We start from the raw sequence: 23,525 nt of genomic DNA, 5'->3' as shown, positions 1-23,525 counted from the left end.
CTCCGGCCCCAGGACCCCCGTATCAGACCCCAAGACTTACAACCCTGAGAGGGATTGACGCATAGTGCTCGACGTCAACTTCTTCGATGAGCTCCGGATCGGTCTGGCCACCGCTGACGACATCCGTCAGTGGAGCCACGGCGAGGTCAAGAAGCCTGAGACCATCAACTACCGCACGCTCAAGCCCGAAAAGGACGGACTCTTCTGCGAGAAGATCTTCGGTCCGACCCGGGACTGGGAGTGCTACTGCGGCAAGTACAAGCGCGTTCGCTTCAAGGGCATCATCTGTGAGCGCTGCGGCGTCGAGGTGACCCGCGCCAAGGTGCGCCGTGAGCGGATGGGCCACATCGAACTGGCCGCGCCCGTCACGCACATCTGGTACTTCAAGGGTGTCCCGTCGCGTCTGGGATACCTGCTCGACCTCGCCCCGAAGGACCTCGAGAAGGTCATCTACTTCGCGGCGTACATGATCACGTTCGTCGACGAAGAGCGCCGTACGCGTGACCTGCCCTCGCTTGAGGCGCACGTCTCCGTGGAGCGTCAGCAGGTCGAGAACCGGCGTGACTCGGACCTCGAGGCCCGTGCCAAGAAGCTCGAGACCGACCTGGCCGAGCTTGAGGCCGAGGGTGCCAAGGCCGACGTGCGCCGCAAGGTGCGCGAAGGTGCCGAGCGCGAGATGAAGCAGCTGCGCGACCGTGCGCAGCGCGAGATCGACCGCCTGGACGAGGTGTGGACCCGGTTCAAGAACCTCAAGGTCCAGGACCTCGAAGGTGACGAGCTGCTCTACCGCGAGCTGCGTGACCGCTTCGGCACGTACTTCGACGGTTCGATGGGTGCCGCGGCGCTGCAGAAGCGCCTGGAGTCCTTCGACCTGGATGAAGAGGCCGAGCGGCTTCGCGAGATCATCCGCACCGGCAAGGGCCAGAAGAAGACCCGTGCGCTGAAGCGGCTGAAGGTTGTGTCTGCCTTCCTGCAGACCTCCAACAGCCCCAAGGGCATGGTCCTCGACTGCGTCCCGGTCATCCCGCCGGACCTCCGCCCGATGGTGCAGCTGGACGGTGGCCGCTTCGCGACCTCCGACCTGAACGACCTGTACCGCCGTGTGATCAACCGCAACAACCGCCTGAAGCGACTCCTCGACCTCGGCGCCCCCGAGATCATCGTGAACAACGAGAAGCGCATGCTTCAGGAGGCCGTCGACGCGCTCTTCGACAACGGCCGTCGTGGCCGCCCGGTGACGGGCCCCGGCAACCGTCCGCTGAAGTCGCTGTCCGACATGCTCAAGGGCAAGCAGGGTCGATTCCGTCAGAACCTGCTCGGCAAGCGCGTGGACTACTCCGCGCGTTCCGTGATCGTCGTCGGTCCGCAGCTGAAGCTCCACCAGTGCGGTCTGCCGAAGGCCATGGCGCTGGAGCTCTTCAAGCCGTTCGTGATGAAGCGCCTGGTGGACCTGAACCACGCGCAGAACATCAAGTCGGCGAAGCGGATGGTCGAGCGCGGCCGCACGGTCGTCTACGACGTCCTCGAAGAGGTCATCGCCGAGCACCCGGTTCTGCTGAACCGTGCGCCCACGCTGCACCGCCTCGGCATCCAGGCCTTCGAGCCGCAGCTGGTCGAGGGCAAGGCCATCCAGATCCACCCGCTCGTCTGCACCGCGTTCAACGCGGACTTCGACGGTGACCAGATGGCCGTACACCTGCCGCTCTCCGCGGAGGCGCAGGCCGAGGCCCGCATCCTGATGCTGTCCTCGAACAACATCCTGAAGCCGGCCGACGGTCGTCCCGTCACCATGCCGACCCAGGACATGGTGCTGGGTCTGTTCTTCCTCACCACCGACGGTGAACTCCGTGACGTCAAGGGCGAGGGCCGCGCGTTCGGCTCCACGGCCGAGGCGACGATGGCGTTCGACGGCGGCGAGCTGGCGCTCCAGTCGGCCGTGGACATCCGCTTCCCGGTGGGCACCATCCCGCCGCGTGGCTGGGTGCCGCCGGTCCGCGAGGAGGGCGAGCCCGAGTGGCAGCAGGGTGACACCTTCCGCCTGAAGACGACCCTGGGCCGCGCGCTCTTCAACGAGCTGCTGCCCGAGGACTACCCGTTCGTCGACTACTCGGTGGGCAAGAAGCAGCTCTCCGAGATCGTCAACGACCTGGCCGAGCGCTACCCCAAGGTCATCGTGGCGGCGACGCTCGACAACCTGAAGGCGGCCGGCTTCTTCTGGGCGACCCGTTCCGGTGTCACCGTGGCCATCTCCGACGTCGTCGTTCCCGAGGCGAAGAAGGAGATCGTCAAGGGCTACGAGGCGCAGGACGAGAAGGTCCAGAAGCAGTACGAGCGCGGTCTGATCACCAAGGAAGAGCGCACGCAGGAGCTCATCGCGATCTGGACCAAGGCGACCAACGAGGTCGCCGAGGCGATGAACGCGAACTTCCCGAAGACCAACCCCATCTTCATGATGGTCGACTCGGGTGCCCGAGGAAACATGATGCAGATGCGTCAGATCGCGGGTATGCGCGGTCTGGTGTCGAACGCCAAGAACGAGACGATCCCGCGCCCCATCAAGGCCTCCTTCCGTGAAGGCCTGTCGGTGCTCGAGTACTTCATCTCGACCCACGGTGCTCGTAAGGGTCTGGCGGACACGGCCCTCCGTACCGCCGACTCGGGTTACCTCACCCGTCGTCTGGTCGACGTCTCCCAGGACGTCATCATCCGCGAGGAGGACTGCGGCACCGACCGCGGCCTCAAGCTGCACATCGCGGAGCGCGGCGCGGACGGTGTCCTGCGCAAGGCCGACAACGTCGAGACCAGCGTGTACGCCCGTGCGCTGGCCGAGGACATCACCGTCGACGGCAAGGTGCTGGCCCCGGCCAACACCGACCTCGGCGACGTCCTCATCGACGAGCTGGTCAAGCACGGCATCGAGACGGTCAAGACCCGCTCGGTCCTGACCTGCGAGTCCGCCGTCGGCACCTGTGCCATGTGCTACGGCCGCTCGCTGGCCACCGGCAAGCTGGTCGACATCGGTGAGGCGGTCGGCATCATCGCCGCCCAGTCCATCGGTGAGCCCGGTACCCAGCTGACGATGCGTACCTTCCACACCGGTGGTGTGGCCGGTGACGACATCACCCAGGGTCTGCCCCGTGTCGTCGAGCTCTTCGAGGCTCGTACGCCGAAGGGTGTCGCCCCGATCTCCGAGGCCCAGGGCCGCGTGCGGATCGAGGAGACCGAGAAGACCAAGAAGCTCGTCGTCACCCCGGACGACGGCAGCGACGAGACGGCGTTCCCGATCTCGAAGCGTGCCCGTCTCCTGGTCAGCGAGGGCGAGCACGTCGAGGTGGGCCAGAAGCTCACCGTGGGTGCCACCAACCCGCACGACGTGCTGCGCATCCTGGGTCAGCGTGCCGTCCAGGTCCACCTGGTCGGCGAGGTCCAGAAGGTCTACAACTCGCAGGGTGTGTCGATCCACGACAAGCACATCGAGATCATCATCCGGCAGATGCTCCGCCGTGTGACGATCATCGAGTCCGGCGACGCCGAGCTGCTGCCCGGCGAGCTGGTCGAGCGTTCGCGCTTCGAGCAGGAGAACCGTCGTGTGGTCCAGGAGGGCGGTCACCCGGCCTCCGGTCGTCCGCAGCTCATGGGTATCACCAAGGCCTCGCTGGCCACGGAGTCCTGGCTGTCGGCGGCGTCCTTCCAGGAGACGACCAGGGTTCTGACGGACGCGGCGATCAACGCCAAGTCCGACTCCCTGATCGGCCTCAAGGAGAACGTCATCATCGGTAAGCTCATCCCGGCCGGTACGGGCCTGTCCCGCTACCGCAACATCCGGGTCGAGCCGACCGAGGAAGCCAAGGCCGCGATGTACTCGGCCGTCGGCTACGACGACATCGACTACTCGCCGTTCGGCACGGGCTCCGGCCAGGCCGTCCCGCTGGAGGACTACGACTACGGTCCGTACAACCAGTAGTAGTTGGTTCTGAAGGGCGGTCACCCCATCGCGGGGTGGCCGCCCTTCGGCGTTTCTCAGTGCGGTGTCAGCTCCCAGGCGGTGACCACCACCGTGGCGATCGCGGCCAGGGCGCCGATGCTGGCGAGCGGCCAGCGGGAGCGCTCCAGGGCGTCCAACCGCTGTTCGTGGTCGGCTAGTTGGCGGTCGGTCTGGTCGCTGCGCTGGACCAGCAGCGCGAGCGAGCCGTCGACCCGGGCGAAGCCGGCCTCGACGGTTCCGCGCAGCCGTTCCAGTTCCACGGCGACGGCGTACGGGTCGGACAGGGACGTGGGTTCGTTCACGCGTCCTCCCGTTCCGGCTCGGCCTTGACCAGCTTCAGCAGCGCGCCGTCGCCGGCCGCCGGCACGTCGGTGCGCAGCCAGGAAGGCAACAGCGCCTGTACGGCGGGCAGGGCCATGACCCGGGTGACCCCGGCGGCTACGGCCAGCGCCGCGGCCACCCAGGGCAGGGTGTCCGGGACACCGGCGGCGTCGACGACCGTCGGCAGCAGGACACACAGGCCGACAGCGGTCTGGAGAACGGTACGGAGGGTGCGCTTGGCGGCCTCTGACATGGGTGGACCTTGCCTTTCCGGGGGTTCAGGAGCTGTACGGGACCTTCAGCGCGATCCAGGAGGTGGCACCCGGCCAGCCGTCCGCCGCCGTGCCGGTGTAGCCGAGCTTGCGCTGCCACTTGGCGTAGGAGGCCTTGTCGGCGGTGGTCCACTGGGGGCCGGGGCCGGAGGTGTACGCCGAGCAGCCGGCCGCGACGAGGCGCTTGCCCATGGCCGTGACGATCGCGGACTTGGGGTTCTTCTTGAACCAGTCGGCGCCGGGGAAGGGCTGGTAGGTGGGGCCGGCCGGCTTGGTGGGCGTGGTGACCTTCGTGCCGAGGCGGGTTGCCACCCGGGTGCGGAAGCCGGACATGGTGAAGCCGCGCGGGTCGATCTTGGTGTTCGTCCACTCCTTGTGGCCGATGACGGAGTGCGCGTTCCAGCCGTGCGCCCGGCACAGGGCGGCTGACGCCCGGACCATCGCGTCCAGCTGGACCGCGGGCCAGGGGTCCTTGCCGTCGCCGAGGTTGACGCACTCGAAGCCGTAGAAGTGGACGTTGCCGTCCGTGTTGTTCTGGTTCGGGGCGGGGAGGGTCGCGCTCTGGGCGATCACGGCCTTCAGTACGTCGCCGTCGCCGCTGCCCGCGTGGTTGGCTCGGCCGTTGCCCACCAGGTGGACCGTGCCGTCCTTCGCGATGACTCCGTGGCAGAGGGGGCCGGGGAGTTCGGAGTGGCCGTTGTAGCAGAGGTTGACGGACGTTGTGGTGCCGGAGGTGACGGTGTGGTGGATGACGACGCCGTTCACCGGGCCCCAACTGCCCTTGCTGTTGCGGTTGTTGGTGCGCCAGCCGGGGTGCTCGATGACGGTGATGCCCTCGGCCTTGAGGGCTGCGATCAGGGCGTCTGGGGAGAGGGGTGTGGCCATGGGGTGCCTTTCGGGAGGTGAGCGGGGGGAATTGGGCATGAAAAAACCCGGGCCAGGGGTGGGTGGCTCGGGTTGTGTGCGGAGTGCGGGTGCGTGGGGGCTGGTCGCGCCCCGCGGCGGAGCCGCTGATAGATACAGCCCCGCGCCCCTTAGGGAGCTGCGGTTGCCGTGGGTTCCACGTCTCCGTCTCCTGAACCGTCGTCGTCGCCCGGGTCGTCGGTCGACGGGGTCCACTTGGCGGCCAAGGCGGTGTAAGACGCCGTGTTGTCCACGAAGTTGGCCAGGGCCGCGGCCACCACGCTTTGGATCGCGGTTTGGTCGGGGACGACCATGGCCGTGCCGATGGGCATGATCGTGGTGCGGGCGCTGCCTCGGATGGCGGCGCCGTTCGCGCCGGTCTCGGTGAACTGGGCGGCTACCGTCACGGGCGCGTAGGTGCCGCTGACCGAGTCGGGGGCGATGACGCTGTTGTAGCTGGAGTCGGAGACGTTGACGTAGATCGTGTGGCCGGCCTCGGTGATGGTGGCTCGGCCCGCGAAGTCGATGGCCAGGCCCCAGGGTTGGGTGGTGTCGATGTCCATGGGTTGATGGATTCCTTTCGTCAGGTCTGGCGGCCGTACATGAGGATGGGGTTGGCGTAGACCGTGCCGGAGGCGCTGGTGACCTGGGCCTGGATCTCGACCTTGAGCTGGGTGCCGTAGACCGAGCCGAAGTCGGAGCTGATCAGGGCCTCGTAGGTGAAGTCCGTGCCGGCGCTGACCGTGCTGCCCCACTGGGCGCCGTTCACGAGGACCTGGACGGAGCCGGTGGCGCCGGAGCTGGCTCGGGTGTTCATGACGAGGCGCATCTTCGGCTGCCAGGCGATGTTGTAGGACATCGCGATCGTCGTCATCGCGGTCGACGTGGTCTGCGGCCAGCGGGTCATGGTCGTGTCCTGCGGCGGCAGCATGTTCAGCCAGGGGCGGGCGAGGCCGCCGGTGTTGATGTCGTCGGAGACGATCTCTCGCTCGGCCTTGTCGTAGAAGCGGAGGGGTTGCAGCGAGTCGGCGGTGCCGTCGCCGTTGTACATGCTCAGCGCCAACTTGCCGGTCTGGCGGCGGAGTTCCATGCGGTACTCGTCGGTGCCTGGCCACTTGCCGATCTTGAAGACCGGGGAACCGGTGGCCGGGCCGACCTCCAGAGTGCCGCCCGAGACCGTGTTGAGGGCCGGGCGGGTGTTGACGGCGGTGGAGAGCTGCTGGATGCGGCGTTCCATCTGGGTGAGCCGGTCGATGATGTCTTCGGGGAGCTGGGGCATCAGACCTCCTCCAGGTAGAGCTCGGCGGTGTCGGGGCGGCCGCGCTGGGCGGGGCTGACCTTGACGCCGACGATCCGGTAGCGGGTGTCGAGGCCCTCGGCGTACCACTCGTCGGTGATCCGGATGCGGACCGTGCGGCCGATCAGTGCGGACGGGACCAGGTCGTCGAGGCGCACGCTGATCTCGGGGATCACCACCGCGCCGGTGGCGGCGGCCAGTTCGGTGCGGGCGAGGGCGGTCAGGGTGGCCGCGTCGGTGATGTCGTTGTGGTCCGAGGTGAGGTCGATGCGCGGGTAACCCGCCTGTCCGATCAGGTCGTTGGCGACCGCGACCGTCGAGCAGAGCGGCCGGGACTCGCTGGCCTGGTCGGAGTTGGTGGAGGCGCCCCGGGCGCGGTCGGTGGTGCCGCCGCGGGTGGCGTCGCGCGGGAAGGAGTACGACAGGATCGTGCCCGGCCTGTCCATCACCAGGTCGGTGGCGCCGGTGAGGATCTTCGGGCTGCCCAGACGGAGGCGGCGTACCCGGGCTCCGGTGGTCGGGTCGGTGTACACCGAGATGTAGTGCTCGAAGCCGTTCTCCAGCGCGGCCAGCGCGTCCAGCGCGTCGAGGTAGACCGTCTCGTCGCCGTCGCGGTAACTCGCCGAGCGGGTCACCCCGGAGGTCTCGGTGCCGTAGGTGACGCCGATGTCGCCGCCGGGGAGCGCGGTCTGGAGGTCCGTCCACAGGGCCCTGGCGATGTCCAACTGGTCGCCGTTGAGCGCCAGTTGGTAGTTCGCGTCGTATTCGGGGGTCGTCGCCCGGATCAGGCGCCTGCCCGCGTACGACTCGAAGGTCGCCGCTTGGACGCCGAGGGTGAGCACGCCCTGGTCGTCGCTCTGGAGCGTGCTCGTCCAGACGATGCCGCCCCACCACAGGTCGTTGCCGCGCTGGAGGTAGACCGAGGTGCGGCCCTCCTCGATACGGCGGACCCGGGCGGCCATCGCCGCGTCCGGGACGGGGATGGTGCCCGACAGTGAGCCGGCCTTGCCGATGTAGTCGTCGACGGTGACGTCCCGCAGGGGGAGGATGTCGATGGTGCTGTCGGTGAGCAGGTCGCAGAAGATCGCCCGGTAGGGCGTGTTGACGGTCGTCATGCGGCGGCCTCGTAGGTCGCGGTGCCCCGGAGGGCGTACGGGGACACCCAGGTCCAGGGCGACAGGGAGTCCACGGTGCCCTGGCTGGCGGAGGCGATGGCGCCGGCGTCCACCCGGCCGGTGCCGATGGTCAGCTCGAAGGTGCCGGTCGTGGCGAGATAGACCCGGCCCATGACCCGGCCGCTGTTGGAGGCGGACAGTTCGGCGAAGCCGATGACGGGCTGGGCGGTGGCCGCGGTCACCGGCAGGGAGAACCGCCAGTTGTCCGCGGTGGTGGGGCTGGTGCCGAAGTCCGTGGTGGTGCCGAACTGGATGGAGAAGTTGAGGTGCACGGTCGTACCGGACTTGAGATACCGGCAGCTGACGGTGGCGTTGCCGTACGACGGTGTGGCGGCCCCGGAGCCGGTGGTCCAGGCAGGGGTCCAGTTCTGCCAGGTGGGCAGGACCGGGTAGTCGGTCCAGGCGGTGCCGCTCCAGCGCTGCAACTGGCCGTTGTTGTCGCGGTATTGGCCCGGGTAGGCGCCGTTCGCGGTGTCGGTGGTGACCGGGAGGATGCCGCCGATGGCGACCGTGGACCTGCGGAGGTCGGTGAGGGCGGAGGACCAGGCGATGCCGCCTGTGCCCGCGCTCGTGCCCTTGGCGACGGAGACCTGATACAGCGGGAGGGCCAGGCCGGGGGTGGCGGGGACGGCCGGGGTGGCCGCCGGGGTGCCCTGGACGATCTCCACGGCGGCCTCGGTGCGGCCGGAGCCGTCGTAGGCGTCGTCGTAGACCCGTAGGACGACCAGGTCGATGCGGCTGTACAGCGCGTCGCCGTCGGCGAAGGTGAGCGGGAGGGTGTCGGTCAGGGCCACCGGGTAGGCGCCCTGGGCATCGGTGCCCTGGATGACGGCGCGGCCGGGGTAGACGGCGGCCGTCATGGTGCCGGTGGAGGCGCTGTACAGGGTGAACCCGGAGATGCGGTACAGGCCTTCGGCGGATCCGGGCAGGATGCCGGAGCGGGTCGCGATGCGTGAGGTCGGGGTGAGGGCGCCGAGCGAGATGAGCCGGGTGTCCTCGCGGGACTGGCCGTCCGGGGACAGCCAGCCGGTGCGTACGGGCATGGTCTGACTCCAATCAGGGCGTGGGGAGTTGAGGAGAGAGGGGGAGGGGAGAGGGGGAGGCGGTGAGGAGCGGTGAGTGGTGTTCGGTGGTGGTGACTGAGCGTCAGGCGATCGGGTCCACGCGGAGGTAGATGGTGTCGAACCAGCACGTGACCGTCGACGACGTCGACCGGTGCATCGCGGTGATCGTGTAAGTCGCGCCCACCGTCAGGGAGTTGAGCCGCAGCTGGGTCGAGACCGACTTGCTGACCGCGCCCGAACCGGACGCCGCCCGTTCGTCGTCCGCCGCCCAGACCACCGTGGAACCCAGGGCGACCTGCGGGGACATGTGTGCTGTCGTGGTCTCGCTGCTCACCGTGTAGACCCGCGAGCCGAGGCTGATGATCACCGAACCGGACGGCGGCGCCGTGAAGTTGAGCGTGACCGCGGTGACCGCGGTGCCCGCGAGCGCGGCTGTGTACGTCGTCGACGTGGTCGAGCCGGCGTCCAGCGACTGCGCGAACGCCGGGCCCGGTACGGCGGGTTGCCACGCGGTGCCGTTCCAGCGCTGGAGCTGGCCCGCCGAGCTGTCCCGGTACTGGCCGGTGTAGCCGCCGGTGGTCAGCGCGCCCGCCGGGGCGATGCCGCCCAGCCCCTTCGGATACGGCACCCACGCCGAGCCGCTCCAGCGCTGGAGCGTGTCGGTGATGTCGCGGTAGTGGCCGGGGTAGCCGCCCGCCGCGGTGTCGTCGGATCGGGTCGGCAGGATGCCGCCCAGTGGAACGGTGGTCGGGCGGAGGTCGGTGCTCGCGGTGGTCCACGCGATACCGCCGCTGCCGTTGCTGGTGTTGGCCGGCACCGCGACGGTGAACAGCAGCAGCGAGACGTCCGGGACCGCGGGGGCGACCGGGACGGCGGCCGGGGTGCCGGGGACGATCTCTATGGCGGCCTCGCTGCGGCCCGAGCCGTCGAACTCGTCGTCGTGGATCCGCAGGACGACCAGGTCGATACGGCCGTACTGGGCGTCGCCGTCGGCGAAGGTCAGCGGGACCGGGGCGGTGACCGCGACCGGGTAGGCGCCGCGGGCGACCGAGGACTGGACGACTGCTCGGCCCACGCCGACCGTGCCGCTCATGGTGCCGGTCGTGCCGGCCAGCCAGAGTCCGGTGACGCGGTAGACCCCGCCCTCGGAGCCGGGCAGGACGCCGGAGCGGCCCTTGATGTCGGTGACCGGGGTGAGCGCGCCGATCTGGGTGGCGCGGGTGTCGGCGCGGGACTGGCCGTCCGGGGACAGCCATGCGGAGGTCACGGTCACGGCGCGCACTCGTAGGTGCCGTGGATGGACAGGATGTCACTGGTGCCCCAGGCGACGGGCGCCGACTTGTCCCAGATGGTGTCGCTGTTCGCGAGGGTGTCGCGTACCGAGCGGACGTAGCCGATGCTGCCGGTCACCGCGAGCAGGGCGCTGCCCTGGTAGAGCAGCCCGGTGGAGGAGTCGAAGTACTCCGCGTTCAGCACCCGCCCGTCCAGCTTCCACGTGGGGGTGGCGACCGGCAGGACCGGAAGCCGGAACGTCCAGTTGGCGTTGACGTCCTGGGCGGTCAGGTTGGTCGTGGACCCGATCTTCAAGTAGATCCGGACGTGCACGACCGTTCCCAGCCTCGCGTACGACCCCGCCAGCGTGCCGTTGCCGATCGCGGGCGCGGTGCCGGTCTCGGCGCCCCACACCGGGGTGTAGTCGGTCCAGGTCGGGGAGGGGAGATAGTTGATCCAGGCTGTGCCGTTCCAGCGTTGCAGCACCCCGGCGGAGGTGTCCCTGTACTGGCCGGTGTAGCTCGCCGTGGCGACCGCGCCGGCCGGGGCGATGCCTCCCAGGGCGCTCGGGTACGACACCCAGGCCGAGCCGTCCCAGCGCTGTAGCGCGCCGCCGGAGTCGCGGAACTGGCCCGGGTAGGCGCCGGTGCCGGTCTCGCCGTACGCGGGGAGGATGCCGCCGACCGCTACTACGGGTGTACGGAGGTCGGTTACGTCGGTGCTCCAGGTGATGCCGCCCTTGCCTGCGCTGATGCCTGCGGCGACCTTGACCTGGTAGAGGGCGAGTCCGATGCCGGGGATCAAAGGGGCGGTGGGGGTGGCGGCCGGGGTGCCCTTGATTATTTCCAGGGCCGCCTTCGTCTGGCCGGAGTTGTCGTAGAGGGAGTCGTAGATCCGGAGGACCACGAGGTCGATGCGGGGGTTGGTCGCGTCGCCGTCGGTGAAGGTGAGGCCGCTCGGTTCGGGGAGGGTGACCGGGTAGGCGCCCTGGGTGGCGCCGGCCGCCACGACGGCGCGGCCCTCGTGGACGGTCGCCGTCATCGCGCCCGATGCGCCCTCCATCCAGAAGCCGGCCATCCGGTTGAGGCCGTCGTACGAGCCCGGGAGGATGCCGGAGCGGACTTCCAGGGGGTTGGCCGGGGTGGTCGCGCCGAGCTGGGTCAGGCGGGTGTCCTCGCGGGTCTGGCCGGTCTCGGCCACCCATGAGCTGCGGAGGTTCATGTACGGGTCTCCTGGGGTGGGATGAGGTGGTGCGGGGTGCCTGCGGGTGCGGGCTCGTGGTCCATTCCGCCTCGAATCGGGCGGGTCGACTGGGCCTGTTTGAGCGGTCTTTCAGGAGCGGAGCCACTCGGCTGTGAGGCTGGTGGCGTAGCCGGAGCCGCCCAGGGTGGTGAGGGTGGAGCCGGAATTTTGGAGGCCGTAGAGGGCGAGTTTGTCGGCGGTCGCGCATTTGAGGAGGGCGGTGCCGGTGACGCTGGTCGCGCCGGGGCCGGCGCCTATCAGCCAAGTGGCGCGGGGGACTCCGGTGCCGTTCTGGTGGATGCGGGCGCCGCGTGAGCCTGTCGTCGACTCGTTGAACCAGGTGACGGTGCCGGTCAACCGCCACCAGCCCGCCCTGGGCACGGTGTACGTGTTCGATCCCGACCAGCCGGTGACGTCGTCGACGTCTGTGGTCTGGAGCGTGATCTGCGTCCAGGTGCCGGTCGGTACGGACTGGGCCGTGGTCTGTTCGACGCTGAGCAGGATTTTTGAACGGCCCTCTGAGTACTGCCAGTTGGAGCCGTCCCAGCGCTGTAGTAACCCGGCCGCGTTCTCCTGGTACTGGCCGGTGTAACTTCCCGTACTCAGCGCGCCGATCGGTGCGATACCGCCGACGGCCTTGGGATACGACACCCACGCCGAGCCGTCCCAGCGCTGGAACGTGCCCGGGGTGTCCCGGTACTGGCCGGCGTAGGCGCCGTCGAAGCCGGATGACGGGACGATTCCGCCCAACGCCGCCGTGGAATAGCGGAGGTTGGTGACGGCCGTGGTCCAGGACAGGCCGCCGTTGCCCGCCGAGGCGCCTGCCGGTACCGCGATCCGGTAGAGGGGGAGGGCGTTGCCGTTCGGGGTGTTGGGCGCGGTGGGTGTGGCCGCCGGGGTGCCCTGAACCAGCCGTACCAGTGCGGTGGTTGATCCTGTGCCGTCGAACTCGTCGTCCAGTACGGCGAGTTCGACCAGGTCGATGCGGCCGTACTGGGCGTCGCCGTCCGGCACGGTCAGGGGCTCCGGGTCGGTCACCGCGACCGGGTAGGCGCCCTGGAGGATCCGGCCGCTCTGTACGAAGGCCCGCCCGGTGCCGATGGTGAACGTCATCGCCCCGGTGGTGCCGGTGAGCGCGAAGCCGCCCGGGACGATGCCGCCGCGTGCCTTGAGCGGGACGTTCTCGGCCGCGCTCGCGTTGATGGTGAGCAGGCCGGAGAGGGTGAGCCGGGTGTCCTGGCGGGTCTGGTCGTTCGTGGTGAGCCAGGCCGATCTGACCGTCATGCGATCACCACTCCGCCGAGCGCCAGCGCACCGAGAGCTGCGCGCCCGTGTCGTAGGTGTCCGGGCGGAACGCCAGCTCGGCGCGGCCCGGTTCGAAGGCGAAGAGTTCCTCGGGGCTGCTGTCCGCTGCCGCGGTGTGGCGGCGTGAGGCCGTGGAGTTGAGGGTGACGGTGCCGGCCGCGGTGTCCACGACCAGTTCGTCGCCTGCCGCGAGACCGATCTCGTAGCGCAGCCGGCGGCCCGAAGTCCGGTCCGTGACCGTGGGGTTGGTGCACGGGCCGGTGAAGGTCAGGATCGGGTGCGTGGGCGCCGAACCGGAGTTGTCCGCGCCCACGTCACCGGTGGACGACGCCTGGCCCCAGTACAGCGGCCAGGTCAGCGGCCAGGTGAGGCCGCTCTCCGGCTGCGGGGCGCCGGTGACCGCCGTCTGCTCGTCGACGGTGTAGCGGCGGGGGTCGGTGGCGTACCACTGCACGGACGCCTTGGAGACGCCCTGCGTGGTGTACGTCCGGTCGGCGGCCAGGATGCGCTGGCTGACCCGGGCTCGGATGGCCAGGGTCTCGCCGTGCAGCCGTACCGTCAGCCAGCGTTCGGAGTCGCCGAGCAGCAGGGCCTGGCGCAGGGCGCGCATCGCGGAGAGGGCGGAGGCGGTGTCGTCCTGCGGCGGCACGGTCCACACCGAGCCGCCGACCTTGCGCGGCTTGGCGTAGCGCGCGCCCGGCCAGGCGCCGTGCGCGGTGGGGTGATCGGCGTCTGTGGTGTCGTAGTCCGGCAGGTCCTCCCAGCCGGTCAGTCCGTCACTGCCGATCTCGTACGGCGTACCGGGGCCGAGCAGCAGTCCGGCCCACTGCATCTGCCCGTCGCGGGTGATGAGTGAGCCGGGGGGAACGTCGTCGGTGGTGGATGTGGTGGTCGTCAGGTCGGCCATGGGGGCGTCACCTCACTGGGGTGGAGGGCTGCTGTCTCATGCGCGGGCGCGGGCATGGGCGGAGGCCAGGAAGAGGAGGTCGGCCGCGGTGCCGTGGGCGCCGGTGCCGTTGCTCTCGTGGAACTCCCTGATGTGGGGGGTGAGTTGGGCGCGCCTGGTCGCCCGGCTGCGGGCGGCGAGGGCGCGCTGTCGTTCGAGCGCGGTGAGGGACAGGACCTTGCCGGTGCGGGCGCCGGGGACGGCGATACCGCCCTCCGCGAGCATCGGGATCTTGTTGAGATGTACGCCGAACTTCTTGCCGAGGATGCTGAAGCTGATCTTGTTCAGGCCGTCTATCACCCAGTTCGCGAAGGCGACGAGGCCTTCGATGGGGCCCTTTACGACGCCGGCCACGGTCTGGGCGCCGGTCGTGACGAACTGGCCCATCGCGCGCAGGGTGTTGGCGGTGGCGTTCTTGACCCGGGTGAAGCCTGCCGGGATTTCCTTGGTGATCCAGTTCAGGGCCGGCTTGACGGCGTACTTGAAGCCGGTCCAGATCGCGGACACCCTGCCGCTGAGGGCACGGGTGTCGCCGGTGGTCAGCGCCTTGAGGGCGGCGAAGCCGGTGCCGATGACCGTGCCCAGGACGGAGAGGGTGGTGGTGATCAGGGTGAGGTAGCCGGTTACGTAGGTGTTCACGGCGCCGGCGATCAGTTTGAGGATCGGGCCGAGGATCGTGAGGTAGCTCTGGACGTACTTCAGGATCAGCGTGGCCAGTTGGTCCATCAGGCGTTGGCCGGTCTCGGAGTTCAGCGCGATGTCCAGCAGCCAGCCGGCCAGCGGGAGGAGCAGACCGGCTACGAAACCGATCGGGTTGGCTCGGGTGAGGGCGTTGATGACGATCATCACGCCGGAGCCGATGGTCATGGCCGTGCCGAAGGTGTCGAGGAGGCCGCCCAGGACACCGGAGGCGGCGATGAGGGTGCCGACCATGGCGAAGACACCGCCCAGGCCTGTGGTGAGTTTGCCGAGGGATTTTCCGGCGGACCTGACCTTTGTGCCGGTGGACTTGATGCCGGAGGCGCCGGTGGTGGCGGCTGTCTGGCCGGTTCTGGTGATGGAACGGGCTGCGGTGTCGGCGTTCGTCCTGATCTGCTGGACGGCTGTGGCGGTTTGGGTGGTGGGGGTGCTGACGCGGTCGAGGTCGGCGGTGGCACCCGTGATGCGCTGGGTGAAGGACCGTACGCCGGAGTGGGTCTGCTCGACCCTGGTCCGGAAGGAACGCAGGGAGGGGGTGGCACCGGCGAGGGGATTGCGCAGGGCGGGGGCCGCGCTGCTCATCCGCGTGCCTTCGCCAGGAACATCAGCGCGTCGGCGGTGCGCTGCGGGGTGCTGGTCTCGGCCGCGTAGTAGTGCTCGATGTGCAGCGCGCTGCCGTCGCCGCCGGAGACACCGGCGTAGGCCCGCCCCTGCGAGGCGGCACGCTTCAGCAGGCGGTCGAGCTTGCTGAGCGGGAGTACTGCCTCCGCCTCGCCCGCCTCGGCCAGGAGCGCGGGGACGCCGCCGGAACGGGGCATGACGACGCCGCCGGTGGCCAGCGCGGGGATCCTCGGCAGGCTGACGCCGAAGGTCTTGCCGCCGACCTTCGGGACCCAGCCGGGGATGGAGACGTGGATGCCGTTGAGGGCGCCGATCGCGCGGTTGATGAGACCGATGACAGCGTTGATCGGGTCGCGGACCGCGCCCCTGATGCCGTCGAAGGCCCGGCCGGCGATGCCCTTCAGGCCGCCCCAGATGCTGGACAACCGGTCCTTTACGGCCCGGAAGGCTTCCGGGATCGCCGACTTGACCCAGCTGACGACTGGAGAGATGACGGCCTTGATGCCCTTCCAGACGTTGGAGACGACCGTGCTGATCGCCTTCAGGACGCCGGTGATGATGGACTTCCATACGTTGACGTAGGTCCTGATGACCGTGGCGACGGCCTTGACGATGTTCGTGATCGCCGTCTTGATGCCGCTCCAGACCGACTTGATCAGCTTGCCGGCGTTCTTCATGATCGGCTCGATGGCCTTCATGACGCTGCTGATCACGGCCTTGATGACCTCGAAGGCCTGCTTCAGGACCCTCTGCATGGTCTTCGAGTTGGTCACCATGTCGATGACCTTGTCGATGAGCGGTTGGAGCAGGCTCATGAGCAGGCCGAAGAAGTTGCCCTTCATCGACGTGTTCATCTTGTCCTGGCCCTTGGCCGCCTTGCCGGCCCCGGTTTCGTACTTGCCGAGATTGGTCCCGGCACTGGAACCGGTCTTTCCTGCCTTTCCGAGTGACTTCTCGGCCTGGTCCGACGCGGTCCTGAGGTCCTTCAGCTCCTTTCCGGAACCGTCGGCGGCGGTCTTGAGGGCCTTGAGCTGATCGGCGCCCTTCTGACTGTTGCTGCCGATCCCCTTGGCCGCGGTACCGGCACCGGACGCCTTGGACTTGAAGTCGTCCAGGGAGCCGGAGGCTTTCTTGAGGGAACTAACGAGACTCATTGCACACCTCCTTCGGAGAGAGGGGATCAGGCGCCGATGGAGTCAGCGGCTTGGGCGGACGCGGTGGCGAGGTTCTGGAACATCTCCCTGACCTTGTTCCCGTTGTCGTGAAGGTCCTTGGCCGCCTTGGAGATGTCCCGCAGCGTTCCGGGCTTGGGGAGTTTTTCGTGATCGAAGGCGGACATCTTCTGGGTGAGCCGGCTTGTGGCTTCGGTCAGGTCATCGAGCTCCGCAGGACGCAGTCGTTCGGTCACCTTCTCCAGCGCTTCGCTCAACCGGTTCGTCGCGCTCGCCGTCCGCTTCATCTTGGCTGCGGAGGGGAGTTTCGACTTGAGTCTGTCGAAGGCCTCGATCCCGCTGTTGACCCGGCTCATCGCTTGTCCGAGCGCCTGCGCGCCGCCGGCCGAGGGCACCCCCGAGGCGCCGCGGCCGAGCTGTCGTGTCCGCTGACGGAACTGCCGACTGGCCGCCTGCTGTGCCTGCTGCATCTCTCCGGAGGTACGTTCCGGCCGGAGTCCCAGTCGGCCGTTGTCGTCCCGTCCGAGGTACCGGCGATCTCCTCCCGAGAGCTTGCCCGTGACATTCAGCATCAGGTTCTTCAACGTCGCCAGGGCGCCTTTGATCTTTTCGATGAAACCGGTGATCAGCGCGCGAACCTTGCCGACGAGAGCGACGGAGGCGCCGACAACGCCGATGGCCAGGATGATCTTCGCCAGAAGATCCTTACCCTGGAAAACATCCATGATCTGCTTGAAAATCGCCAGAACATCCGCGACGAGCGGCTGCTCCTTGATGAGTTCCCAGCCGCTCTTATTCTTCTCCTCTTTCTTTTCGGATGCCCTGACGGCATTCCCGACCTTCTCGATCGCTGCCTTCAGGTCGGAAATCTTCGAGTCGAAGTGACCGGTGGTGACGTCAGACTTGGAGTTCTCTTCGAGTCTCTGTTTCACCTCGGCCAGACGGTCGTATACCTCGTCCGTGGTGTGCTTTCCCATGAGTCTGCTCCTCGTTGACATCTCTCACTTGGGATTTTGTCCCGTTCTGGGTCTTGCTCGCGTGACGGATTCTCGGTACCCTCGAAGATCCAATACGGGAATGTGGGATTGAGGGGGAGAGATGGCGGGTTTCCTGTTCTGGGTTATCGGTAGCTGTTTCCTTATTGCTGGACTGCTTTGTTTCTACTTCGCTTTCGCGTTTTTCCTCGGATGGCGACAGCGGTTGACTGGGTATTCGTTCATGAGATTCTTTCTGTGTGCCAGTGCAGGGGTTGCCGCTGAGGCGCTCATGGTGTTTTTCTTCAGATTCACACCCTGAGCGTTCGGCCTACGGAAATTCCCGTGTGGAAATTCCGCAGCGGGAGAGGGTGGCGTGAATTCTGTCGCTATGATGGAGCCGCCTTTTTTGTACGTGGCGGGGAGCTCTGGGCTCTACTTTCGGAGGACGCGAGAGTCGGGCCTACCGCTGCGGCTGCGCGCGCAGCCGGCCTGACCGTAGGGCGTCCGTGCCATGGCCGGAGTTATCCTGGTTGTTCTCGATGTGGTCGCTTACACGCTTAATTCGGGGGGTTTGGTTATTTTCCTGAAGCTGCGGAATCTGAAACGCCACGATGTTGAGGGTGAAGCGGTGTCGGAGCTTCAGGAGTGGATCAGCAGCGGACAACGCGTCTACTACTACGTCCGACTCCCGGGAGCCGCACCTCAGAGCGTGCCGCCCCGATTCATCGAGGTCGGCCCGGAGCCGCAGGGGCCGGTGGGTACGGTTGTGCCGGTGGTGTATGACTCCAGGAAACGGAGTCGGGCCAGGACGGGAAAGCTTGCGGACATCGATCTGTCCGACGAGTGGGGCGGTGTGAAGGCGTTCTGGGGTACTGGGTTCGCGTGCATCGGCCTGGGGTTGGTGCTCATTCTGGTATTTCACTAGAAATTGCCGAAACCGAGATGCTTGCCAATTCCCGGGATTTTGGTCCATCGCCGCCTGCAGTGTGACTGACTTGTCGCGCCGCGGGCTGGAATCGGTGAACTTTTTTTGGTCTGCGAAGGCGGCTTGTGATGTGATGATGAATTGGTACGGTGCCGTGGAAAACTCGACGTTTCTCTTTGTTGTCGCGTGCATTATGGTGATGGTCGGTTTCGCTGCCGCCGTTTCCCAAGCAGGAATATTTCTGGAGTATCGCCGTCTTCGCCGGCTGGCTCGGTTCGGCGTCGAAACCGAGGCGCTTGCGAAGTCTCAGGAGTACGCCGGCTCGGGAACTATCGTGTTTCTTACGAAATCAGCGTTGACGGAGCCGATTCCAAAGTCGAGTTCGGTGAAATTCAACGAGGCGAGGTTGTTCTCGGTTCTGTTGTCGCCGTTGTGTATGACAGAGGGAATCCGCGACGCGGTAAGACCGGGTTCCTGAGGGATATCGACTACAGGGCGGAAAGACTCGCCGTTTTCTGTCTCGGATACGGTGGCCTGGTGTTCTTTGTTGCAGGCGTCGTGCTGCTCGTGATGGTCTGACTGGGTGCTACCTCAGCAGTATTCACTGGTTCTCCGGAACGAGACCGAAGAGGGTAGTCGCAGTCCTTGTCGCGGGTGTCATTTCTGCGGGGCTCTGGGTGTTCGCACGGCCGGTGGCGGCCCGAAAGTTCAGGTGAGAAATTGGCAGCCTCGCGCACACTCGAGAAGGAGATGTGATGGGTAACATCGCGAGTGTGGGATTCGTCCTGATGGGTATTGGTGTGCTCCTCTGCTTCGCGAATTCAGGGGGATTCGTGAAGTTTATGAAGCTGAGAAGTCTTGAGCGTCATGGTGTCGAGGGGGAGGCGGTGTCCGACCTTCAGGAATGGATTAGCAGTGGACATCGTGTCTACTACCACATCCGTATCCCGGGAGCCCCGCCCCAGGACACACCGCCCCAGTTCATCGAAGTCGGGCCAGAGCCGAGGGGGCCGGTGGGCACGGTCGTTCCGGTGGTTTACGACCGCAGAAAGCCGAAGCGGGCCAAGACTGGCAGTCTCGCGGAAATCGACTCTTCCGAAGAGCGAGGCATGGTGGTGTTCTTCTGGGCACCTGGACTGGCGCTCATCGCCGTGGGTGCCGTGCTCGCGATCTTCTTCTACTGAATCACGGCACCGAGAAAGGGAGAAGCGTGGAGCTCTGGTACTTTCTTATTTCGGTCGGAACCTTGGCGGTTTCTGCGACCTCTTTCTTTGTTTCCTTCTCGATGTGGGAGAGCGCTCGGAGAGTCTCGACGATCCAGTCGAAGCCCAAGCTTGTTGCGCTGTGGGCCGGAATCGGTGTGATGTTCCTGGGGGCCGCCGTATTCGTTCTCACGCTTTGAACGGATTCCGGGCCTCGGAGGAGGGCTGCGTCGATGGGCGGCGCGGGTGCCTCAACGCTTGGACAGGCCGCCGGTTCCCAGGGCGCCGGTGAACTCCGACCACGCCGCCCGGCTCACGGTGGCCCACGGCAGTTCCGGGTGCTTCGAGTCGCGGAGCGCGATGAGGGGGCCGGCGGTCGCCATCTCGACGCAGGCGTTGCCGGATGCCTCCGAGTACGAGGACTTGCGCCACTTCGGCTCGGACACGCGGGTACCTCTTACAGGTCGTCGGCGATCGAGAGGATGAGGTCTCTCGACTTGTTCGGATTCAACGCGACCCGTTCGACCAAGTCCAGCCGTCGTCGGAAGTTGGCCAGTTGGGTCGGTGAGTCGAAGAACACCGCGCCGATGGGGGAGTCCACCTCGACCGTGTCCAGGTGGGCGCTGGCGGCCGAGACGTACATCAAAGTGTCGCCGGCCATGGGGAAGCCCTCGGCGGTGAACGGAATCACGAGCAGCCGGACGTTGGGGCGCTCGCTCTCCTCCAGCAGCCGGCCGAGTTGGGCCTTGGCGACCCGGCGGCCTCCGGTGCGCATGCGCAGCGCCGTTTCGTGGACCATGCCGACGTACGGAACACCCGGCTCGTCCGCGATCACGGCGTGACGCGCCAGGCGCTGGGCGATCCTCAACTCGACCTCCAGGCGCGGCAGTGCCGGGACGAAGAGGTCGAACAGTGCCCGTGCGTGCTCCTCGGTCTGGAAGAGGCCGGGGATGTGGGCGGTCTGCAACGTGCGCAGGCCGGTGGCGTGATGTTCGAGTTCCGCCACGTCCAGGAAGTCCGGCGGGATCTTGCCCCGGTACTCGTCCCACCAGCCCTTCGAACGTCCGCCGGTCATCGAGGCGAGGGCATTGATCAGTTCGGTGTCGTCGCACTCGTAGATGCTCGCGAGGCGGCGGAGGCGTTCCTCGCTGATGCCGAATCGGCCGGCCTCGATGTTGGAGATCATCGTCCGGTCGGCGCCGAGTCGTTCGCCCGCGACCGGGGCGGACATGCCGACGCCCTCACGCAGTCTGCGCAGCTCGGCGCCGAAACGCCGTTGGCGAATGGTGGGGGTCTGTCGGGGTGCCATGGATCAACTCCTCGCTCGCGCGCACAGTTTGCCGACCTGTGAGCCGGGCGTCCACCTGGTTCGAGATTAGTACTCGTTTTAGTGAATCAGGTAGCACGCGTTTTAGTTTCACCGGTAGCTTGTGATGCAAGCCACTCATCGACTCCCCGCGAGGTGAACGATGGATCTCCCGCCCTTCAACACCACTCCCACCCGCGTCGGTTGGGACACCTCCGCCCTAGACCCCCTCCGCCCCGTCGCCGAAGCCCGGCACCGCACCCGCGTCTGGTTTCAAGAGCACTGGAAACTGGGCGAGTTGGCCGACTCCGTCGAGCTCGCCGTGGGGGAGCTGTGCACCAACGCCGTACGGCACGGTGGTGGGCTCGCCGGGCTGGAGCTGACGCTCGGGGTCGGGCGGGAGTTCGCTCCGCCGTTTCTACGGGTGATGGTGACCGACCATGCCCCCGCGCTGGTGCCCGAACTGCCCGCGTGCGCCGACCTGTTGGACGAGGGCGGGCGGGGGCTGCGGCTCGTCGAGGCGTTGGCGCGGCGGTGGGGGTGGCACCGTACGGGGTTCGACGAGAAGCAGGTGTGGTGCACGTTCGCCGTGTGAGCTGTGAGCCGTAGGCGGTGATCGGTGCTTACGGCCGGCCCCCGCGTCCCCGTCCCGCCTCCGTCAGCGCGTCCGTCCACCCTGCCGCGTACGCCCGCGACTCCCGCGTGAGCAACTCCTCGTACAGCCGGTCGAGCAGGGCCGTGCGGTCGGGGGCGGGGGAGTGCAGGAGGTGGGCGAGGCGGGTGTAGGTGTCGATCGGCTGCTGCGGGGAGTGACTCGTGCCAGTCGCCATGTCGTCGTCCTGCTTTCCTGTCTGTCCGCTCGGCTGGTGGTACAGGTGGCGCTCCTGGTGCGCTCGAAGCGTCGGTTCGAACTAGTGTACGAGTAATCCTGTGGTGGTGTTTCGTGTTTGCCGAAGACAGTTGCCCGCTGTGCGGTCCGGACCTGCGGTGATGTGGGGTGCGGTGGCAGTTGTGCCAGGTTGGTGAAGTGGGATCCGGCCGTTCTCCCGTCGGTGAATGAAAGGTGAATTACCAGGCCCGGTGAGGCATTTGGGGCCTGGCTACGACGGTGGGCGGCGATGGGGCGGCCGTCCTCGCGCTGGGGGGCGCGGTGGGGCAGGGACGAGAGCAAGGCCTACGGGGTGGATGGGAACGCGAGCAACGCGCGGCAGACGCATGTGATCGACTGGCTCGAACAAGCCCCCGATCTCCCTCATCTCATCGCCCGCCTGTCCGAACTCGTCCTACGGCTCGGCCACGCCCCCGACGACCTCGTCATCCTGCCCCGCGCCGAACTCGACCGGCGTGAACTCGCCGCCTACAGCGCGGGTTGGGCCGACGTCGTCGACGAGCAACTCCCGGCCGTGCGGCGGGCGTACGAGCAACGGATCACCGCCGCCTACCTCCAGGGGCAGGAGGACGCCCGCACCGGGCGTCGGCCGCGCCGCGCGAGGGAGCCTGGGAGCGGAGGTGGTGGCGGTGAGGTCATCCAGCTTCCCTACGTCCAACTGCTGCGCCCTCCATCGGAGTTGACGCGGGTAGAAGAGCGCGGGGAACGGGAGCGGGTCGTGGCGGACGGGACGCCGTCACCCGTACCGGATGCGGACACGGACGTACGGGATGGAGACGTACGGGATGCGGATGTGGGTGTGGGTGTAGGTATCGAAGCCGACGACATCCTTGTCACCGCCCGTGACGTGCGGGAGAAGCGTGCCGCGCCCGCCGAACGGCGTTCGGTCGTACGGCGCAACGGCCGGCCCAGCGTGCCCCCGCTGAACACCGGCACCGGGCGCGAGAAAGGACGCAGGACGGAGTCGGCCGAACCGTCGCCGTCGCCGTCATCACCCTCCGCCCCCGCCCCCGCCGGCGACCGGAGTGAGAAACGTCCCCGACTCTCCGCCAAGGTCCGTGCCCTCGCTGACGAGTTGGAGGGGCGGGCCCCCGGCCGGCGCCGGGAGGAGGGGGCAGGGCCGGCGGAGGACCCGGCGGGCTGAACAGTGTCGGCGAACACCGGCACTGGGCCCACCGGAGCCCAATCAACCGAAGAAACGGGCCAGTTGGACCGTCGACGGCGTTGCGTCCGTATCCGTATCCGCCGTTGCCGTTTTCTCGGTTCCTCCGCCCGGTGCCTCCTCGCCCCCGGTCTCCGTGCCGTCGTACGACGGACGCGGTACCGGTGCCGGGGGGTCCGGCTGGTCGCCCTCCTCCGAGTTGACGGAGGCGAACATCCAGTTGGCGGCGGCGAGATGGTCCACGGCGGCGGCCAGCAGATGGTCGGTCACCGACCAGTCGGCGGCCTCGCCGTGCAGCTCCCGGTTGAGGGCGCTGTCGTGCGGCAACTGCCTGACGAGCACGGTGAGTCGGCGCGCGGAGAGCCGGTCACGGTGCCAGTCGAGCAGATCGATGCCGTAATAGCGGAGCAGGTCCGCTTCGAGGGCCTCGGCGTGTTCGTCGACGAACCCGACGAGGCTCAGCCTTCCCCCAGGCCGAGCCCGGTCTCCTTGCCGTAGGCCTCCAGGATGGCGGCGATGTCCTGCATCGTGACCTCGTGCTGCTCGAAGCGGGTGAACTGCTTCTCGCCCAGGAGGAGTCGGAGCAGCCCGTCCACGTCGTTGTCGTCGAGCTTGCGCAGCGCCTTGGCGGTGGCGCGGGTCAGCTCGGTGGGGAGGGTGTAGCTCTCGGTGTCGAGTTCGAACGACCAGGTGCGGCCGAGGGCTTCGAGCCGCTGGGCGCGGGCTGCGTTGACGTCGAAACGGGCCATGGTGATGGGCACTCCTTAACAGGCGATTCGGAAAAGGTGAG

25 protein-coding genes are annotated in these 23,525 nt (G+C 67.6%); 6 read left to right on the top strand and 19 right to left on the bottom strand.

Annotated elements, in window-relative coordinates; genetic code table 11:
• The first annotated feature begins 64 nt into the window (after window positions 1-64).
• Entirely contained in the window at window positions 65-3,964 is a 3,900-nt protein-coding gene (locus tag OG714_RS21610; protein WP_328680157.1) for a DNA-directed RNA polymerase subunit beta', read from the top strand.
• A 56-nt stretch (window positions 3,965-4,020) separates the two neighbouring features.
• On the opposite strand, the gene OG714_RS21605 is transcribed toward OG714_RS21610, so the two are convergent.
• The 14 genes from OG714_RS21605 to OG714_RS21540 all read right to left on the bottom strand — a co-directional run bounded on the left by OG714_RS21605 (window position 4,021) and on the right by OG714_RS21540 (window position 17,251).
• Entirely contained in the window at window positions 4,021-4,287 is a 267-nt protein-coding gene (locus tag OG714_RS21605; RefSeq protein ID WP_406123250.1) for a hypothetical protein, read from the bottom strand.
• On the bottom strand, window positions 4,284-4,559 hold the full coding sequence (locus OG714_RS21600; RefSeq protein WP_406123248.1) for a hypothetical protein: 276 nt from the start codon (window positions 4,557-4,559) through the stop codon (window positions 4,284-4,286). The genes OG714_RS21605 and OG714_RS21600 overlap by 4 nt, the downstream gene beginning before the upstream one ends.
• Before the next feature lie 25 nt (window positions 4,560-4,584).
• Window positions 4,585-5,463: a peptidoglycan-binding protein gene (locus OG714_RS21595; protein WP_406123246.1), complete on the bottom strand. Its 879-nt coding sequence runs from the start codon at window positions 5,461-5,463 to the stop codon at window positions 4,585-4,587.
• Between the two features lie 149 nt (window positions 5,464-5,612).
• Entirely contained in the window at window positions 5,613-6,044 is a 432-nt protein-coding gene (locus tag OG714_RS21590) for an ATP-binding protein (protein WP_406123244.1), read from the bottom strand.
• 20 nt (window positions 6,045-6,064) lie between these two features.
• Complete coding sequence (locus OG714_RS21585) at window positions 6,065-6,760, bottom strand: hypothetical protein (RefSeq protein WP_406123243.1); 696 nt, start codon at window positions 6,758-6,760, stop codon at window positions 6,065-6,067.
• Complete coding sequence (locus tag OG714_RS21580; protein ID WP_406123242.1) at window positions 6,760-7,893, bottom strand: hypothetical protein; 1,134 nt, start codon at window positions 7,891-7,893, stop codon at window positions 6,760-6,762. The genes OG714_RS21585 and OG714_RS21580 overlap by 1 nt, the downstream gene beginning before the upstream one ends.
• Window positions 7,890-8,996 carry a hypothetical protein gene (locus OG714_RS21575; RefSeq protein ID WP_406123241.1) on the bottom strand — a complete coding sequence of 369 codons (1,107 nt, stop codon included), beginning with the start codon at window positions 8,994-8,996 and terminating at the stop codon, window positions 7,890-7,892. The genes OG714_RS21580 and OG714_RS21575 overlap by 4 nt, the downstream gene beginning before the upstream one ends.
• Before the next feature lie 103 nt (window positions 8,997-9,099).
• On the bottom strand, window positions 9,100-10,290 hold the full coding sequence (locus OG714_RS21570) for a hypothetical protein (RefSeq protein WP_406123239.1): 1,191 nt from the start codon (window positions 10,288-10,290) through the stop codon (window positions 9,100-9,102).
• Window positions 10,287-11,510, bottom strand: a complete 1,224-nt coding sequence (locus OG714_RS21565; protein WP_406123237.1) for a hypothetical protein — start codon at window positions 11,508-11,510, stop codon at window positions 10,287-10,289. The genes OG714_RS21570 and OG714_RS21565 overlap by 4 nt, the downstream gene beginning before the upstream one ends.
• A gap of 111 nt (window positions 11,511-11,621) precedes the next feature.
• On the bottom strand, window positions 11,622-12,815 hold the full coding sequence (locus OG714_RS21560) for a hypothetical protein (RefSeq protein ID WP_406123236.1): 1,194 nt from the start codon (window positions 12,813-12,815) through the stop codon (window positions 11,622-11,624).
• 4 nt (window positions 12,816-12,819) lie between these two features.
• Window positions 12,820-13,743, bottom strand: a complete 924-nt coding sequence (locus OG714_RS21555; RefSeq protein ID WP_406123234.1) for a phage distal tail protein — start codon at window positions 13,741-13,743, stop codon at window positions 12,820-12,822.
• A 36-nt stretch (window positions 13,744-13,779) separates the two neighbouring features.
• Window positions 13,780-15,063 (bottom strand): tape-measure protein, encoded by a 1,284-nt coding sequence (locus tag OG714_RS21550; protein WP_406123233.1) that lies wholly within the window; start codon window positions 15,061-15,063, stop codon window positions 13,780-13,782.
• Window positions 15,060-16,256, bottom strand: a complete 1,197-nt coding sequence (locus OG714_RS21545; protein ID WP_406123231.1) for a phage tail protein — start codon at window positions 16,254-16,256, stop codon at window positions 15,060-15,062. The genes OG714_RS21550 and OG714_RS21545 overlap by 4 nt, the downstream gene beginning before the upstream one ends.
• A gap of 26 nt (window positions 16,257-16,282) precedes the next feature.
• A complete protein-coding gene (locus OG714_RS21540) occupies window positions 16,283-17,251 on the bottom strand; it encodes a hypothetical protein (RefSeq protein ID WP_406123230.1) in 969 nt (322 codons plus the stop codon).
• A 511-nt stretch (window positions 17,252-17,762) separates the two neighbouring features.
• Between OG714_RS21540 and OG714_RS21535 the strand changes: the two genes are divergently transcribed.
• The 3 genes from OG714_RS21535 (at window position 17,763) to OG714_RS21525 (ending at window position 19,360) form a co-directional block, all read left to right on the top strand.
• On the top strand, window positions 17,763-18,176 hold the full coding sequence (locus tag OG714_RS21535) for a hypothetical protein (protein ID WP_406123229.1): 414 nt from the start codon (window positions 17,763-17,765) through the stop codon (window positions 18,174-18,176).
• A gap of 61 nt (window positions 18,177-18,237) precedes the next feature.
• The gene (locus tag OG714_RS21530; RefSeq protein ID WP_406123227.1) at window positions 18,238-18,654 is read left to right on the top strand and encodes a hypothetical protein; all 417 of its coding nucleotides are present in this window, start codon (window positions 18,238-18,240) and stop codon (window positions 18,652-18,654) included.
• A gap of 277 nt (window positions 18,655-18,931) precedes the next feature.
• Complete coding sequence (locus tag OG714_RS21525; protein WP_406123225.1) at window positions 18,932-19,360, top strand: DUF3592 domain-containing protein; 429 nt, start codon at window positions 18,932-18,934, stop codon at window positions 19,358-19,360.
• Between the two features lie 269 nt (window positions 19,361-19,629).
• Here OG714_RS21525 and OG714_RS21520 read toward each other — a convergent pair whose 3' ends face one another.
• Both OG714_RS21520 and OG714_RS21515 read right to left on the bottom strand, forming a co-directional pair.
• Window positions 19,630-19,824: a DUF397 domain-containing protein gene (locus OG714_RS21520; protein ID WP_406123224.1), complete on the bottom strand. Its 195-nt coding sequence runs from the start codon at window positions 19,822-19,824 to the stop codon at window positions 19,630-19,632.
• 11 nt (window positions 19,825-19,835) lie between these two features.
• A complete protein-coding gene (locus tag OG714_RS21515; RefSeq protein WP_406123222.1) occupies window positions 19,836-20,687 on the bottom strand; it encodes a helix-turn-helix domain-containing protein in 852 nt (283 codons plus the stop codon).
• A 160-nt stretch (window positions 20,688-20,847) separates the two neighbouring features.
• Between OG714_RS21515 and OG714_RS21510 the strand changes: the two genes are divergently transcribed.
• Window positions 20,848-21,279, top strand: a complete 432-nt coding sequence (locus OG714_RS21510; protein ID WP_406123220.1) for an ATP-binding protein — start codon at window positions 20,848-20,850, stop codon at window positions 21,277-21,279.
• Between the two features lie 28 nt (window positions 21,280-21,307).
• Here the strand turns inward: OG714_RS21510 and OG714_RS21505 are convergent, their stop codons facing one another.
• The gene (locus OG714_RS21505; protein ID WP_033279999.1) at window positions 21,308-21,514 is read right to left on the bottom strand and encodes a hypothetical protein; all 207 of its coding nucleotides are present in this window, start codon (window positions 21,512-21,514) and stop codon (window positions 21,308-21,310) included.
• A gap of 288 nt (window positions 21,515-21,802) precedes the next feature.
• Here OG714_RS21505 and OG714_RS21500 point away from each other — a divergent pair, with 288 nt between their 5' ends.
• Window positions 21,803-22,717, top strand: coding sequence for a hypothetical protein (locus OG714_RS21500; protein ID WP_406123218.1), 915 nt, complete (start codon window positions 21,803-21,805; stop codon window positions 22,715-22,717).
• 42 nt (window positions 22,718-22,759) lie between these two features.
• Here OG714_RS21500 and OG714_RS21495 read toward each other — a convergent pair whose 3' ends face one another.
• Together OG714_RS21495 and OG714_RS21490 are read right to left on the bottom strand one after the other, a co-directional pair.
• Entirely contained in the window at window positions 22,760-23,128 is a 369-nt protein-coding gene (locus OG714_RS21495; RefSeq protein ID WP_406131903.1) for a hypothetical protein, read from the bottom strand.
• Between the two features lie 65 nt (window positions 23,129-23,193).
• Window positions 23,194-23,484, bottom strand: a complete 291-nt coding sequence (locus tag OG714_RS21490; RefSeq protein ID WP_200691634.1) for a hypothetical protein — start codon at window positions 23,482-23,484, stop codon at window positions 23,194-23,196.
• Between the last annotated feature and the right edge of the window lie 41 nt (window positions 23,485-23,525).

The organism is Streptomyces sp. NBC_00989, assembly GCF_045162655.1.
Taxonomy (GTDB): Bacteria; Actinomycetota; Actinomycetes; order Streptomycetales; family Streptomycetaceae; genus Streptomyces.
The sequence above is the reverse complement of the archived record's forward strand: the minus strand, read 5'-3'. Positions and strand labels throughout refer to the sequence as shown.